The organism is Pseudomonas sp. TWI929 (assembly GCF_039673335.1).
Taxonomy (GTDB): domain Bacteria; phylum Pseudomonadota; class Gammaproteobacteria; order Pseudomonadales; family Pseudomonadaceae; genus Aquipseudomonas.
Window position 1 is genome coordinate 1 of record NZ_JBDJLK010000074.1, and the last position, 14,109, is coordinate 14,109.

Sequence of the window (14,109 nt, forward strand, 5' to 3'; positions counted from 1 at the left end):
GCCTTGTGTCGCGATGGGCTGCAAAGCAGCCCCGGGATTTCAGCTGTACCTGATAAATTGCCGGGGCCGCTGTGCGGCCCATCGCGACACAAGGCCGCTCCTACAGGGACCGCGCCAACCTCAAATTTAGCGTTTTCAGACCTTTCCTACGCACCATCAAGGTGCCTCCTACATCCCTTCCCGCCTCGAAACATCCTGTAAAAAGCCATCATTTTGCCTGCGCAAACGTTTAACTTCGCCAAAAGTTATACCAATGCGACATCCATGTACGGCCGTACCACTTTTGTGGCGCCAACTATCCTTATGCCTGTTGCATTGGGAACACCCCCTGCATAAGTATCCGCAGGTCGGCTCACGAGGCCACCTCAATCGAAAAATGACAACAATGAGGCCACCATGCTCAAACACGCAGTCATTCCGTTCCTGCTAGGTGCAGGCTTGCTCACCGGTGCACCGTCGGCCCTTGCCGCGTCCAACCTGGTGTTCTGCTCCGAAGGCAGCCCGGCCGGTTTCGACCCGGGGCAGTACACCACCGGGACCGACTTCGACGCCTCGGCCGAAACCGTGTTCAACCGCCTAACCCAGTTCGAACGCGGCGGCACGGCGGTGATCCCGGGCCTGGCGACCAAGTGGGACGTGTCCGACGACGGCAAGACTTACACCTTCCACCTGCGCGAAGGGGTGAAGTTCCACACCACCGACTACTTCACGCCGACCCGCCCGTTCAACGCCGACGACGTGCTGTTCACCTTCAACCGCATGCTCGACAAGGACCACCCGTTCCGCAAGGCCTACCCCACCGAGTTCCCGTACTTCACCGACATGGGCATGGACAAGAACATCGCCAAGCTGGAGAAGCTCGACGAGCACACGGTCAAGTTCACCCTCAACGAAGTCGACGCCGCGTTCATCCAGAACCTGGCCATGAGCTTTGCCTCGATCCAGTCCGCCGAATACGCCGACCAGTTGCTCAAGGGCGGCAAGGCTGCCGATATCAACCAGAAGCCGATCGGCACCGGCCCGTTCGTGTTCAGCAAGTACCAGAAGGACGCGCAGATCCGCTTCAAGGGCAACAAGGACTACTGGCAGCCCGATGACGTCAAGCTCGACAACCTGATCTTCGCCATCACCACCGATGCTTCGGTGCGCATGCAGAAACTGAAGAAGAACGAGTGCCAGGTCACCCTGTTCCCGCGCCCGGCCGACATCGAGCCGCTGAAGAAAGACCCCAAGCTGAAGATGCCTGACCAGGCCGGCTTCAACCTTGGCTACATCGCCTACAACGTGATGGACAAGATCAAGGGCAGCAACGAGCCCAACCCCATGGCCCAGCTGAAAGTGCGCCAGGCGCTGGACATGGCAGTGGACAAGAAGAAGATCATCGAATCGGTCTACCAGGGCGCCGGCCAGCTGGCGGTCAACGCCATGCCGCCAACCCAGTGGTCCTATGACGACAGCATCAAGGACGCCCCGTTCGACCCTGAGAAGGCCAAGCAGCTGCTCAAGGAAGCTGGCGTCAAGGAAGGCACCGAGATCACCCTGTGGGCCATGCCGGTGCAACGCCCCTACAACCCCAATGCCAAGCTGATGGCCGAAATGCTGCAGTCCGACTGGGCCAAGATCGGCATCAAGGCGAAGATCGTCAGCTACGAATGGGGCGAATACATCAAACGCTCCAAAGGCGGCGAACAGGGCGCCATGCTGATCGGCTGGAGTGGTGACAACGGTGACCCGGACAACTGGCTGGGCACCCTCTACGGTTGCGATGCCATCGACGGCAACAACTTCTCCAAGTGGTGCTTCAAGCCCTACGACGACCTGATCAAGCAGGCCAAGGCCACTTCCGACCAGGCCAAGCGCACCGAGCTTTACCAGAAGGCACAGCACATCCTCAAGGAGCAGGTACCGATCACCCCGATCGCCCACTCCACCGTGTACCAGCCCATGAGCGCCAAAGTGAAGGACTTCAAGATCAGCCCGTTCGCGCTGAACTCCTTCTACGGCGTCAGCGTGGACAAATAGGGTAGCCCCGGCACCCGTCAAGCGGCGGGTGCCCTTCACCCTCACCACCTCTTCATGTCGTCCTGCGGCCATCCGCTGCGGGGTCGGCGAACTGTTGCCGCCATTCGTACCCCGAGGCGGTGCAAACAGATGAAAAAGGATTTGCCATGCGCCACGCTACCCGCCTTTCCGCCCTGCTGGCCCTGGGCCTGATCAGCCAATCCCCGGCCCTGCTCGCCAGCAACCTGGTGTTCTGCTCCGAAGGCAGCCCCGCCGGTTTCGACACCGCTCAGTACACCACTGCCACCGACAACGACGCCGCCGAGCCGATATACAACCGCCTGGTCGAGTTCGAGCGCGGCGGCACTGCCGTGCACCCTGCCCTGGCAAGCCGCTGGGACGTGTCCGACGACGGCTTGCGCTACACCTTCCACCTGCGTGAAGGGGTGAAGTTCCACAGCAACAAGGCCTTTACCCCCAGCCGTGACTTCAACGCCGACGATGTGCTGTTCACCTTCAATCGCATGCTCGACAGGCGCCATCCGTTCCGCCAGGCCTACCCCACCGAATTCCCCTATTTCGTCAGCATGGGCCTGGACAAGAACATCGCCCGGGTCGAGAAAGCCGACCCGCTGACTGTGGTGTTCACCCTGAACACCGTCGATGCCGCGTTCATCCAGAACCTGGCCATGAGCTTCGCCTCGATACTGTCTGCTGAATACGCCGAGCAGCTGCTGGCCAGCGGTCGCCCCAGCGACATCAACCAGCAACCAATCGGCACCGGGCCATTCGTGTTCCAGCGGTACCAGAAGGATTCGCAGATCCGCTACAAGGGCAACAAGGCCTACTGGGCACCGGACCAGGTGCAGATCGATAACCTGGTGTTCTCGATCAACGTCGACCCTTCCGTGCGCATCCAGAAGCTGCGCCGCAACGAATGCCAGGTCACCCTGCATCCGCGCCCGGCCGACCTGCCTGCGCTCAAGGCCGACAGCAAGCTGCAGGTGCTGCAGCAACCGGGCTTCAACCTCGGATATATCGCCTACAACACCCAACACCCGCCGTTCGACCGCCTGGAAGTGCGCCAGGCCATGGACATGGCAGTGAACAAGAAAGCCATCATCCAGGCGGTGTATCAGGACTCCGGCCAGCTGGCGGTCAACGCCATGCCGCCGACCCAGTGGTCCTATGACGAAAGCCTCAAGGACGCCCCTTACGACCCGGAGAAGGCCAAACAGCTATTGCAACAGGCCGGGGTGAAACCGGGTACCGAGGTCACGCTGTGGGCCATGCCGGTACAACGCCCCTACAACCCCAATGCCAAGCTGATGGCTGAAATGCTCCAGTCCGACTGGAACAAGCTCGGCTTCAAGGTGCGCATCGTCAGTTATGAATGGGGCGAATACATCAAGCGCATGAAAAGCGGCGAGCACGACATTGCCCTGATCGGCTGGACCGGTGACAACGGCGACCCGGACAACTGGCTGGGCACGCTTTACAGCTGCGACGCCATCGGCAGCAACAACTACTCGCTGTGGTGCGACCCGCAGTACGACAGCCTGGTCAAGCAGGCCAAGCAGGTCACCGACCAGGCACAACGCAGCGCCCTGTATCAGCAGGCCCAGCAGCGGCTCAAGCAGCAGGTACCGATTACCCCGGTGGCGCATTCCACGGTCAACCAGCCGCTTAGCGTCAAGGTTTCCCAGTTCAAGGTCAGCCCGTTTGGGCGCAATGATTTTTCCGGTGTGAGTGTTGATTAAGCGTTAGCCGGTATCGGCCTCTTCGCGGTTAAACCCGCTCCCACAAAGTCATCCATAAGCCAGGGGGCTGCGCAGCCCCCTGTGGGAGCGGGCTTACCCGCGAAAGGGACGGCACAGGCAACACAACACCCCGATTCAGCCCGGCGATCCCGTGGCAACCCTGGCAACACCGCAGCAAGCATCCGGCCCACAAGGCCGGCCATAACTAGAAAAGAAAGGGAGCTTTAACCTTGAGAGTATTCACCTTGACCGCACTGGCCTTATCCATCAGTGCCTTATCCACCGTGGCCCAGGCCGACCCGCAAAGCCAGGACTTCATCCCCATCACCCTCAAAGGCACCAGCGAGCAAGCGCAGGCCAGCGGCTTCATCGACGGCCAAAGCCTGTCCGGCAGCACCCGCAACTGGTATGCCCGCGAACGCGCCGCCCGCGCCCCGCTGTGGAAGTACTACAAGAGCGACGGCACCCGCCACCCCACCCACAGCCGTGAAAACTGGGTACAGGGCAGCATCCTCAACTACAGCTCCGGCTTCACCGAAGGCACCGTGGGCATCGCCGTCGAGGCCGCCGGCTACAACGCCATTGCCCTGCAGCAGAACCGCGAAGCGGTCGCCGGCCCCAACAACCGCACGCTGACCCACAGCGATGGTGACCCCATCGGCCAGTGGAGCAAACTGGGGCTGGGCAACATCAAGGCACGTGTGTCCAACACCACCCTTACCCTCGGCCGCCAGGCGGTGGACACGCCGATGATCGCCTATATCGGCAACCGCGCCCTGCCGTCGAGCTTCCAGGGCGCCTTCCTGCACAGCGCCGAATTCGACAACCTCAGCTTCGACCTGGGTACCTTCGACCGCGTCTCGCCACGTACCGAACAAAGCCTCAGCAAGTTCCGCAGTGAATACAGCGCCACCGGCGTGGAAACCGACCGTGCCAGCACCGCCGGCATCAATTACCAGCCGCTCAAGAGCCTGAGCACCAGCCTGTACGCCACCAAGGTCGACGACTTCTGGAACCAGTACTACTTCGGCGCCAATCACGTGCTCGGCGACAGCGCAGTGCTCAGCCTGAACACCGGCCTGAACTACTACAAGACCGTCGACGCCGGCAGCCAGAAGATGGGCAAGATCGACAACGACACCTACAGCCTGTCGCTCGGCCTGACTCACCAGGCCCACACCCTCAGTGCCTCGTGGCAGCAGGTCAACGGCAACGAGTACTTCGACTACCTGCACGAAACCAACGGCATCTACCTGGCCAACTCGCTGCTGTCGGACTTCAACGGCCCCAACGAGAAATCGCTGCAGATTTCCTACGTGCTGAACATGGCGCCGTATGGCGTGCCGGGCCTGAAGTTCAACCTGTACAACGCCCGCGGCTGGGGCATCGATGGCACTCACTACCGCGGTACCGCCTATGACGTGAACGGCCTGGATGGCGAAACCCACTATGAGTGGGGCATCGGCACCAGCTATGCAGTGCAGAGCGGGCCGCTGAAAGACACCAGTATCCGTGCCACCTACACCACCCACCGCGCCAGCAAGGCGCAGGGCGATGGCAGCCTGGATGAGTTCCGCGTGGTCACCACCATTCCGTTCAACATTCTCTGACCGTTGGCGCCACGGCCCGCTTCGTTGCAGGCCGTGGCGGCTACGCTGGAATCAATGCACGCAGGGAGACTCAAACCCATGCAGAGAGCTTTCATCAAATCACTACCGCTACGCCTGACCCTGGCAGCACTGGTGCTGGGCAGCGCCACGCAACTGGCGGCCAAACCGCTGGTGGTATGCACCGAAGCCAGCCCGGAAGGGTTCGACGTTGTCCAGTACACCACGGCGGTCACTTTTGATGCCGCTTCCGAAACGTTGTTCAACCGCCTGGTCGACTTCAAGCCCGGCACCACCGACATCCAGCCGGCCCTGGCCGAAAGTTGGGACATTTCGCCAGATGGCCTGACCTACACTTTCCACTTGCGCCAAGGGGTGAAGTTCCACACCACTGATTACTTCAAGCCCACCCGCGAGCTCAACGCCGACGACGTGCTGTGGAGCCTGCGCCGCCAACTCGACCCGGCCCACCCATGGCACGACAAGAACAGCGTCGGCTACCCGTACTTCGAAAGCATGGCCTTCAAGGACCTGCTCAAGGCGGTGGACAAGACCGACGAGCACACCGTGGTTATTACCCTCACCCGCCCGGAAGCACCGTTCCTGCATGACATGGCCATGGGCTTTACGTCGATCTACTCCGCCGAATACGGCGACCAGTTGCTCAAGGCTGGCAAAACTGCCGAGCTGAACAGCAAGCCGATCGGCACCGGTCCGTTCATCTTCCAGCGCTACAACAAAGACGCCCAGGTCCGCTTCAAGCCCAACCCGGAGTACTTCCGCGGCAAGCCGCCAGCCGATGACCTGGTGTTCGCCATCACCACCGACAGCAACGTGCGCCTGCAGAAGCTGCGTGCCAACGAGTGCCAGGTGGCGTTGTACCCCAAGCCGGAAGACGTGCCGTCGATCAAAGCCGACCCCAAGCTCAAGGTCGCCGAGATCGAAGCACTGGTCACTGGCTACATCGCCATGAACACCGAGCACAAGTACCTCAATGACGTGCGCGTGCGTAAAGCCATCAACATGGCCTTCGATCGCCAGACACACGTCGACCAGCTGTTTGGCAAAGGCAACGCGCTGATCGGTGTCAACCCATACCCGCCGACTATGCTGGGCTACAACACCAGCAATCAGAACCCGCCACGCGACCTCGACAAGGCCCGCGCCCTGCTCAAGGAGGCCGGGGTACCGGAAGGTACGGTGATCACCCTGTTCACCCGCAACGGCGGCGGCGCGACCAACCCAAACCCGCGCCTGTCCGCCGAAATGCTGCAGGCTGACCTCAAGCAAATCGGCTTAAAGCTGGATATTCGCGTGATGGAATGGGCCGAAATGCTGCGTCGGGCCAAGAAGGGCGAAGCCGACCTGGTGTCCACCGGTTGGGCTGGCGACAACGGCGATCCGGATAACTTCCTCAGCCCACTGCTCAGCTGCGATGCAGCCAAGACCGGCGAAAACTACGCGCGCTGGTGCAACCCGAAATTCCAGGAGCTGATTACCCGCGCCCGCGAAGTGATCGACAACGACGAGCGTGCAAGGCTCTATAGCGAGGCATTGAAGGTGTACGATGACGACCAACCCTGGATCAGCATGGCCCATCCGAAGATGTTCACGGCCATGCGTGACAACGTGGAGGGCTACGTGATCAGCCCTCTGACCAACAATAACTTCGCCACCACCAAGGTGAAGTAGAACAACAACGACCGCCGGCGACCCTCACGGGAACCGGCGGCACCGCCGTAGCGCGCTGCTGGCCGCGCGGCCTGATGAGGTAACCCCGACAATGTTGAGTTTTATTGCCCGGCGCCTAGGCCTGCTGATACCGACCTTTTTCGGCATCACCTTGCTCACCTTCGCGCTCATACGCCTGATCCCCGGCGACCCGGTGGAAGTGATGATGGGCGAGCGCAGGGTCGACCCCGAAATGCATGCCCAGGCCATGGAGCGCCTGGGCCTGAACAAGCCACTGCCGGTCCAGTACCTGGACTACGTCGGCAAGCTGGCCCAGGGCGACCTCGGTGAATCGCTGCGTACTCGCGAAAGCGTATGGACCGAGTTCCTCACCCTGTTCCCGGCCACCCTCGAACTGGCCTTCGCCGCCCTGCTGTTCGCCGGCATCGTCGGCCTGCTGGCCGGGGTGATCGCCGCGCTCAAGCGAGGCTCGTTGTTCGACCATGGGGTGATGGGCATATCGCTGGCCGGCTACTCGATGCCGATCTTCTGGTGGGGCCTGATCCTGATCATGTTCTTCTCGGTAAGCCTGGGCTGGACCCCGGTGTCCGGGCGCATCGACCTGCTCTACGACATCGAGCCGAAAACCGGCTTCATGCTCATCGACACTCTGCTCAGCGACGAAGAAGGCGCGTTCAAGGACGCGGTGATGCACCTGATCCTGCCGGCCATCGTACTCGGCACCATCCCGCTGGCAGTGATCGCCCGCATGACCCGCTCGTCGATGCTTGAAGTGCTGCGCGAAGACTACATCCGCACCGCCCGTGCCAAAGGCCTGTCGCCGGCCCGCGTGGTGTTCGTGCATGGCCTGCGCAACGCCCTGATCCCGGTGCTGACCGTGTTCGGCCTGCAGGTCGGCACGCTGCTGGCCGGTGCGGTGCTGACCGAAACCATCTTCTCCTGGCCGGGCATCGGCAAGTGGCTGATCGAAGCCATTGGTGCCCGTGACTACCCCGTGGTCCAGAACGGCATCCTTTTGATCGCCTGCCTGGTGATCCTGGTCAACTTCGTCGTGGACATCCTCTACGGCCTGGCCAACCCACGCATCCGTCATCAGCGCTGAGGCCCTTGCCATGACTAGCCCGATTCCGAAATCCGTGTCGCCGGCCAGCCCGGTGGACCAGAGCCTGCTCTACCCCTCGCCGTACAAAGAATTCTGGCAAGCCTTCGCGCGCAACAAGGGCGCGGTGATGGGCCTGGCCTTCATGTGCCTGGTGGTGTTCTGCGCGCTGTTCGCGCCGTGGGTCGCCCCGCATGACCCAAGCGAGCAATACCGCGACTTCCTGCTAACCCCGCCGGTGTGGCTGGAAGGCGGCACCTGGCAGTTCATCCTCGGCACCGACGAACTCGGCCGCGACCTGCTTTCACGCTTGATCCAGGGTGCGCGGCTGTCGCTGCTGATCGGCCTGTCGTCGGTGGTGATGTCGCTGATCCCAGGCATCCTGCTGGGCCTGCTGGCCGGTTTCTTCCCGCAACTGCTCGGCCCGTCGATCATGCGCCTGATGGACGTGATGCTGGCCCTGCCGTCGCTGCTGCTGGCGGTGGCCATCGTCGCCATCCTCGGCCCTGGCCTGATCAACACGGTAATCGCCATCGCCATCGTCTCGCTGCCCTCCTACGTGCGCCTGACCCGCGCCGCGGTGATGGGCGAGCTGAACCGCGACTACGTCACCGCCGCGCGTCTGGCCGGTGCCGGGCTGCCACGGCTGATGTTCGTCACTGTGCTACCCAACTGCATGGCACCGCTGATCGTGCAGGCTACCCTGAGTTTCTCCTCGGCCATCCTCGACGCCGCCGCACTGGGCTTCCTCGGCCTCGGCGTACAGCCGCCAACCCCCGAGTGGGGCACCATGCTGGCTTCGGCCCGTGACTACATCGAGCGCGCCTGGTGGGTGGTGAGCCTGCCCGGCCTGACCATTCTGCTCAGTGTGCTGGCAATCAACCTGATGGGCGACGGCCTGCGCGATGCGCTGGACCCGAAACTCAAGAACGCCGCCTGAGGAGAACGCCATGGCACTGTTGCAAATCAACAACCTGAACGTGCGCTTCGGCGACGCCAATGCAGTACCGGTGGTCGATGGCCTGGACCTGGCGGTAGAGGCCGGCGAGATCCTGGCCATCGTCGGCGAATCCGGCTCGGGCAAATCCGTCACCATGATGGCCCTGATGGGCCTGATCGATGCCCCCGGGCGTATCACCGCCGACTCGCTCACCTTCGACGGCACCGACATGCTCAAGCTCAGCGGCCGCCAGCGACGCAAGGTGGTGGGCAAGGACATCGCCATGGTCTTCCAGGACCCGATGACCGCGCTCAACCCCAGCTATACCGTGGGCTACCAGATCGAGGAGGTGCTGCGCCAGCACCTCGGTCTGAAGGGCAAGGCCGCGCGCCAACGTGCCCTTGAGCTGTTGAAGAAAGTGGAAATCCCGGCTGCGGAAAGCCGCCTGGATGCCTACCCGCATCAATTGTCGGGCGGCATGAGCCAGCGCGTGGCGATAGCCATGGCGATTGCCGGCGAACCCAAGCTGCTGATCGCCGACGAACCGACCACCGCGCTGGACGTGACCATCCAGGCGCAGATCATGGAGCTGCTGGTGAACCTGCAGAAGGAGCGCAACATGGCGCTCATCCTGATCACCCACGACCTTGCCGTGGTTGCCGAAACGGCCAAGCGGGTGTGCGTGATGTACGCCGGCCAGGCCGTGGAAGTGGGCCAGGTGCCGGAGCTGTTCGACGTCCCCGCCCACCCCTACAGCGAAGCCTTGCTGGCGGCAATCCCCGAGCACAGCATTGGCGCCGAACGCCTGGCCACCCTGCCCGGTATCGTCCCTGGCCGCTACGACCGCCCCGTCGGCTGCCTGCTGTCGCCACGCTGCCCGTATGTGCAGGACAACTGCCGGCGCCAGCGCCCGCCCCTTGACCCACAGGCCCACAGCCTGGTGCGTTGCTTCTACCCGCTGAACCAGGAGGTGGCGTAATGGCCGTCGTTCTATCTGCCCGGGAGCTGACCCGGCATTACGAAGTCTCCCGCGGGCTGTTCAAGGGCCATGCCCTGGTCCGTGCGCTGAATGGCGTGTCGTTCGAGCTGGAAGCCGGCAAGACCTTGGCCGTGGTTGGCGAGTCTGGCTGCGGCAAGTCGACCCTGGCCCGCGCCCTGACCCTGATCGAAGAGCCGTCGTCCGGCTCGTTGCAAATCGCCGGCACCGAGGTGAAAGGCGCCAGCAAGGCCGAGCGCAAGCAGCTGCGCCGCGACGTGCAGATGGTGTTCCAGAGCCCTTACGCCTCGCTTAACCCACGGCAGAAGATTGGTGACCAGCTGGCCGAGCCGCTGTTGATCAACACTTCGCTGAGCAAGGCCGAGCGCCGCGAAAAGGTGCAGAAGATGATGGAACAGGTCGGCCTGCGCCCCGAGCATTACCAGCGCTACCCGCACATGTTCTCGGGTGGCCAGCGCCAGCGAATCGCCCTGGCCCGCGCAATGATGCTGCAACCCAAGGTGCTGGTGGCGGACGAACCGACCTCGGCGCTGGACGTGTCGATCCAGGCCCAGGTGCTGAACCTGTTCATGGATCTGCAAAAGGAGTTCAACACTGCCTACGTGTTCATTTCGCACAACCTGGCGGTGGTACGGCATGTGGCAGACCAGGTGCTGGTGATGTACCTGGGGCGGCCGGCGGAAATGGGGCCGAAGGAGGACATTTACGAGAAGCCGCTGCACCCGTATACCCAGGCGCTGCTGTCGGCAACACCGGCGATTCACCCAGACCCTTTAAAGCCGAAGATTCGCATTGCCGGGGAGCTACCCAACCCGCTTAACCCGCCAGATGGGTGTGCGTTTCACAAGCGCTGCCCGTATGCGACCGAGCGCTGCGCAAAGGAGGTGCCGGCACTTAGGCAGGTGAGTACTCGGCAGGTGGCTTGCCACTATGCTGAGCAGTTCCTTTAGATCGGTGTAGCGCTCATCGCCGGCAAGCCAGCTCCCACAGGTACACCACTGCCTTCAAGGCCTGTGAAATACCTGTGGGAGCTGGCTTGCCGGCGATGGGCCGCACAGCGGCCACGGCTTCCTCAATGCATAAAGAACCAGATCAGAATAATCACCGGAATCGGCACCCCAATCATCCACAGCAATATCGAGCGCATGACCTTTCTCCTTGTTCGATGGTGAACAAACCGCTGCACTCGCCATGCCATTGGTATCAAAAAATTACATTCATATGAATCAACGACCTACCCCGTAAGCCGCTTGCCAAAACCGTGCAATTTGCCAGATCCCCACCCTTGCACCTGGGTGTTCTGCAATGCACTATCAGGCGCATGACCGCCACCACCCTCCCCGACGGCCCCGAGCAAACCCCGCTCACCGCCGACACCGTGCTGCGCTACCACCTGTGCTGGAAGCACCGCGACCTCGACGGCGTCATCGCGCTCTACCACCCCGACGTCCAGTACCACGACTTCTTCCAGAACCGCGTGCTCGGCTACCAGGACCTGCGCGACTACGTACGCGCCTGCCTGCCCCACGAAGCCGGCGAGGACATCGTCCACAGCGACCGCATCCGCGTCGATGGCTGTACCGCGTTCATCCAGTACCAGGTCACAGTGCAGGGCGGCGATGGCCTGGTGGCGTTCCAGTCCAGTGAGGCGATCACCGTCAAGGACGGCCTGATCTGGCGGGTCAACGAATACGCCACACTGGTTCGCCAGAACAGCAGTGGCCACACCAGCAGCGGCCCGCGCCCGGCCACCAGCCGCCTGGGCCTGTCGCCGCGGCAGCTGTCGACCATGGCCCAGGACCTGGAACACTACTTCCAGCGCCAGCGCCCCTACCTGGACCCGGAGCTGGACCTGCAGCAGGTAGCAGAAGCCAGTGGCTACAGCCGCAACCAGATCTCTTACTTGCTGAACCAGGTGCTCGGGCAAAGCTTCTACCGCTACGTCAACCAGGCGCGCCTGCAGCACCTGATGGCCAGCCTTGACGACGACAGCGTCGAAGCGCCGATCGACGACCTGGCGTTCAACGCCGGTTTCAACTCGCTGTCGGCGTTCTACAAGTGCTTCCGCGAACACACCGGGCTCACGCCCAAGGCCTACCTGAAGCAAATTTCCCTGCGTGCACGCACGTAAGACAGCCGCCCGCCCACACCACTAGGATCGCCCACAGACCTTTACGGATGTGGAGCCGAACCCGATGCAACCCCTGCGCACGCTCAGCCTGTGGATGGACCAGCTCGACGAGCCACTGTGCGCGCGCCCGGCCCTGCGTGAAGACCTTGACGCGGATGTGTGCATCATCGGCGCCGGCTACACCGGCCTATGGACCGCCTACAACCTCAAGCGCCAGGCGCCGCAGCTGAACATTGCAGTCATCGATGCCAACATCGCCGGCTTCGGCGCCTCCGGGCGCAACGGCGGCTGGCTGATGGGCAACCTGCTCGGCGAAGACCGCCTGCTGGCCACCCTGTCGCCGCAACAACGCCGCGCCAGCATCGACCTGCTGCACGGCATACCCGATGAAGTGCACAGCGTGCTACAGCGCGAAGGCATCGACTGCGACTACCGCAAAGGCGGTGTGCTGTATTGCGCCGCGCGCTACCCGGAACAGGAGCGCAGCCTGCGCGCTTACCTCGACGACCTTTACCGCCAAGGCATGACCGAGGACGACTACCGCTGGTTGCGCCCCGAGCAGCTGGACGCGCAACTGCGAGTCAGCAACGCCTATGGCGCCATCTACAGCCCGCACACCGCGACCATCCAACCCGCCAAACTGGCGCGTGGCCTGGCCCGGGCTGTGGAAGCGCTGGGGGTAGCGATTTACGAGAACACCCCGGCCATCGACTGGCAGCCCGGCGAAGTACGCACCCCGCTGGCACGCATTCGCTGCCAGTGGATGGTGCCGGCCGTGGAGGGCTACGCCGCCAGCCTGCCGCCACTGGGCAAGCATCAATTGCCGGTACAGAGCCTGCTGGTGGCCACCGAGCCGCTGCCGGAGGCCACCTGGGAGCAGATCGGCCTGAGCGAGGGCCAGGCTTTTAGCGAAAGCAGCCGCCAGGTCACCTACGGCCAGCGCACCGCCGACAACCGCCTGGTATTTGGTGCCCGCGGTGGCTACCGCTTCGGTGGCCGCCTGCGCGAGAACTTCAACCTCGATGAGCACGAAATCGAACTGCGCCGCTACCTGTTTGGCGAGCTGTTCCCGCAGCTGAAGCATGTACGCATCAGCCATTCCTGGGGCGGCAACCTGGGCATGGCGCGGCGCTTCCGCCCGCACATGCTCTGCGACCGCCAGCGCGGCATTGCCCTGGCTGGCGGCTACGGTGGTGAAGGCGTCGGCGCCACCAACCTGGGCGGGCGCACCCTGGCGGCACTGATCCTCAACCAGCGCAACGAGCTGACCGCGCAACCCTGGGTACTTGACAACCGCCCGCTATCAAGCCTGGCCAGCTGGCCGCCCGAGCCCTGCCGCTGGCTGGGCTACAACGCGATCATCCAGAGCTTCGTCCACGAGGACCGGACCCTCGCCAACCCCGCCAGTGCGCCGTGGAGGCGGCGCCTGGCCAGCTCCCTTGCGGACTTCATGGAAGGCTTCATGCACTGACTTCCCTTTCCCCGACACAGGATCCACCGGCCATGAGCATCACCCAGTTCAAACACACCGACAGCGCCGTGCTCGACAGCAGCAACCCGGTTGCGGTACCGCTTGGCGAACCCGTGGCCATGACTTCGGTCACCTGCGTGGAACGCAGCGACGGCGTCGAAACCGGCATCTGGGAGTGCACCCCCGGGCGCTGGCGGCGGCAGATCGTGCAGCAGGAGTTCTGCCATTTCATCAAGGGCCGCTGCAGCTTCACCCCCGATGGTGGCGAGACCCTGTTCATAGAAGCCGGAGACGCATTGATGCTACCGGCCAACAGCACCGGCACCTGGGACATTCAGGAGACCGTGCGCAAGACCTACGTACTTATCTTCTGATCCGCTGATCGCCTGCCTTCGATAACAACAGACAAAG

11 protein-coding genes are annotated in these 14,109 nt (G+C 62.9%); all 11 read left to right on the plus strand.

Features of this window, described 5'->3' with window-relative positions:
* The first annotated feature begins 396 nt into the window (after positions 1-396).
* Complete coding sequence (locus ABE456_RS22600) at positions 397-2,022, plus strand: ABC transporter substrate-binding protein (protein WP_346645914.1); 1,626 nt, start codon at positions 397-399, stop codon at positions 2,020-2,022.
* Positions 2,023-2,168: 146 nt separating this feature from the next.
* A complete protein-coding gene (locus ABE456_RS22605) occupies positions 2,169-3,761 on the plus strand; it encodes an ABC transporter substrate-binding protein (RefSeq protein ID WP_346645915.1) in 1,593 nt (530 codons plus the stop codon).
* Between the two features lie 230 nt (positions 3,762-3,991).
* Positions 3,992-5,371 carry an OprD family porin gene (locus tag ABE456_RS22610; RefSeq protein ID WP_346645916.1) on the plus strand — a complete coding sequence of 460 codons (1,380 nt, stop codon included), beginning with the start codon at positions 3,992-3,994 and terminating at the stop codon, positions 5,369-5,371.
* Between the two features lie 78 nt (positions 5,372-5,449).
* Positions 5,450-7,060, plus strand: a complete 1,611-nt coding sequence (locus ABE456_RS22615) for an ABC transporter substrate-binding protein (protein WP_346645917.1) — start codon at positions 5,450-5,452, stop codon at positions 7,058-7,060.
* 91 nt (positions 7,061-7,151) lie between these two features.
* Positions 7,152-8,162 carry an ABC transporter permease subunit gene (locus ABE456_RS22620; RefSeq protein ID WP_016485006.1) on the plus strand — a complete coding sequence of 337 codons (1,011 nt, stop codon included), beginning with the start codon at positions 7,152-7,154 and terminating at the stop codon, positions 8,160-8,162.
* A gap of 10 nt (positions 8,163-8,172) precedes the next feature.
* Positions 8,173-9,099 carry an ABC transporter permease subunit gene (locus ABE456_RS22625; RefSeq protein WP_009685150.1) on the plus strand — a complete coding sequence of 309 codons (927 nt, stop codon included), beginning with the start codon at positions 8,173-8,175 and terminating at the stop codon, positions 9,097-9,099.
* Positions 9,100-9,109: 10 nt separating this feature from the next.
* Positions 9,110-10,078: an ABC transporter ATP-binding protein gene (locus ABE456_RS22630; protein WP_346645918.1), complete on the plus strand. Its 969-nt coding sequence runs from the start codon at positions 9,110-9,112 to the stop codon at positions 10,076-10,078.
* Positions 10,078-11,046: a peptide ABC transporter ATP-binding protein gene (locus tag ABE456_RS22635; protein ID WP_346645919.1), complete on the plus strand. Its 969-nt coding sequence runs from the start codon at positions 10,078-10,080 to the stop codon at positions 11,044-11,046. The genes ABE456_RS22630 and ABE456_RS22635 overlap by 1 nt, the downstream gene beginning before the upstream one ends.
* Positions 11,047-11,417: 371 nt before the next feature.
* Positions 11,418-12,227: a nuclear transport factor 2 family protein gene (locus ABE456_RS22640; RefSeq protein WP_346645920.1), complete on the plus strand. Its 810-nt coding sequence runs from the start codon at positions 11,418-11,420 to the stop codon at positions 12,225-12,227.
* Positions 12,228-12,291: 64 nt separating this feature from the next.
* The gene (locus tag ABE456_RS22645) at positions 12,292-13,698 is read left to right on the plus strand and encodes an FAD-dependent oxidoreductase (protein ID WP_346645921.1); all 1,407 of its coding nucleotides are present in this window, start codon (positions 12,292-12,294) and stop codon (positions 13,696-13,698) included.
* A 32-nt stretch (positions 13,699-13,730) separates the two neighbouring features.
* Positions 13,731-14,072, plus strand: coding sequence for a cupin domain-containing protein (locus tag ABE456_RS22650; protein WP_346645922.1), 342 nt, complete (start codon positions 13,731-13,733; stop codon positions 14,070-14,072).
* Positions 14,073-14,109: the final 37 nt, after the last annotated feature.

Bases quoted from the DNA above. Each gene is read 5' to 3' on its own strand.
- ABE456_RS22615 (WP_346645917.1), top strand. From the start codon at position 5,450: ATGCAGAGAGCTTTCATCAAATCACTACCGCTACGCCTGACCCTGGCA.
- ABE456_RS22605 (WP_346645915.1), top strand. From the start codon at position 2,169: ATGCGCCACGCTACCCGCCTTTCCGCCCTGCTGGCCCTGGGCCTGATC.
- ABE456_RS22635 (WP_346645919.1), top strand. From the start codon at position 10,078: ATGGCCGTCGTTCTATCTGCCCGGGAGCTGACCCGGCATTACGAAGTC.
- ABE456_RS22620 (WP_016485006.1), top strand. From the start codon at position 7,152: ATGTTGAGTTTTATTGCCCGGCGCCTAGGCCTGCTGATACCGACCTTT.
- ABE456_RS22600 (WP_346645914.1), top strand. From the start codon at position 397: ATGCTCAAACACGCAGTCATTCCGTTCCTGCTAGGTGCAGGCTTGCTC.
- ABE456_RS22645 (WP_346645921.1), top strand. From the start codon at position 12,292: ATGCAACCCCTGCGCACGCTCAGCCTGTGGATGGACCAGCTCGACGAG.
- ABE456_RS22625 (WP_009685150.1), top strand. From the start codon at position 8,173: ATGACTAGCCCGATTCCGAAATCCGTGTCGCCGGCCAGCCCGGTGGAC.
- ABE456_RS22650 (WP_346645922.1), top strand. From the start codon at position 13,731: ATGAGCATCACCCAGTTCAAACACACCGACAGCGCCGTGCTCGACAGC.
- ABE456_RS22640 (WP_346645920.1), top strand. From the start codon at position 11,418: ATGACCGCCACCACCCTCCCCGACGGCCCCGAGCAAACCCCGCTCACC.
- ABE456_RS22630 (WP_346645918.1), top strand. From the start codon at position 9,110: ATGGCACTGTTGCAAATCAACAACCTGAACGTGCGCTTCGGCGACGCC.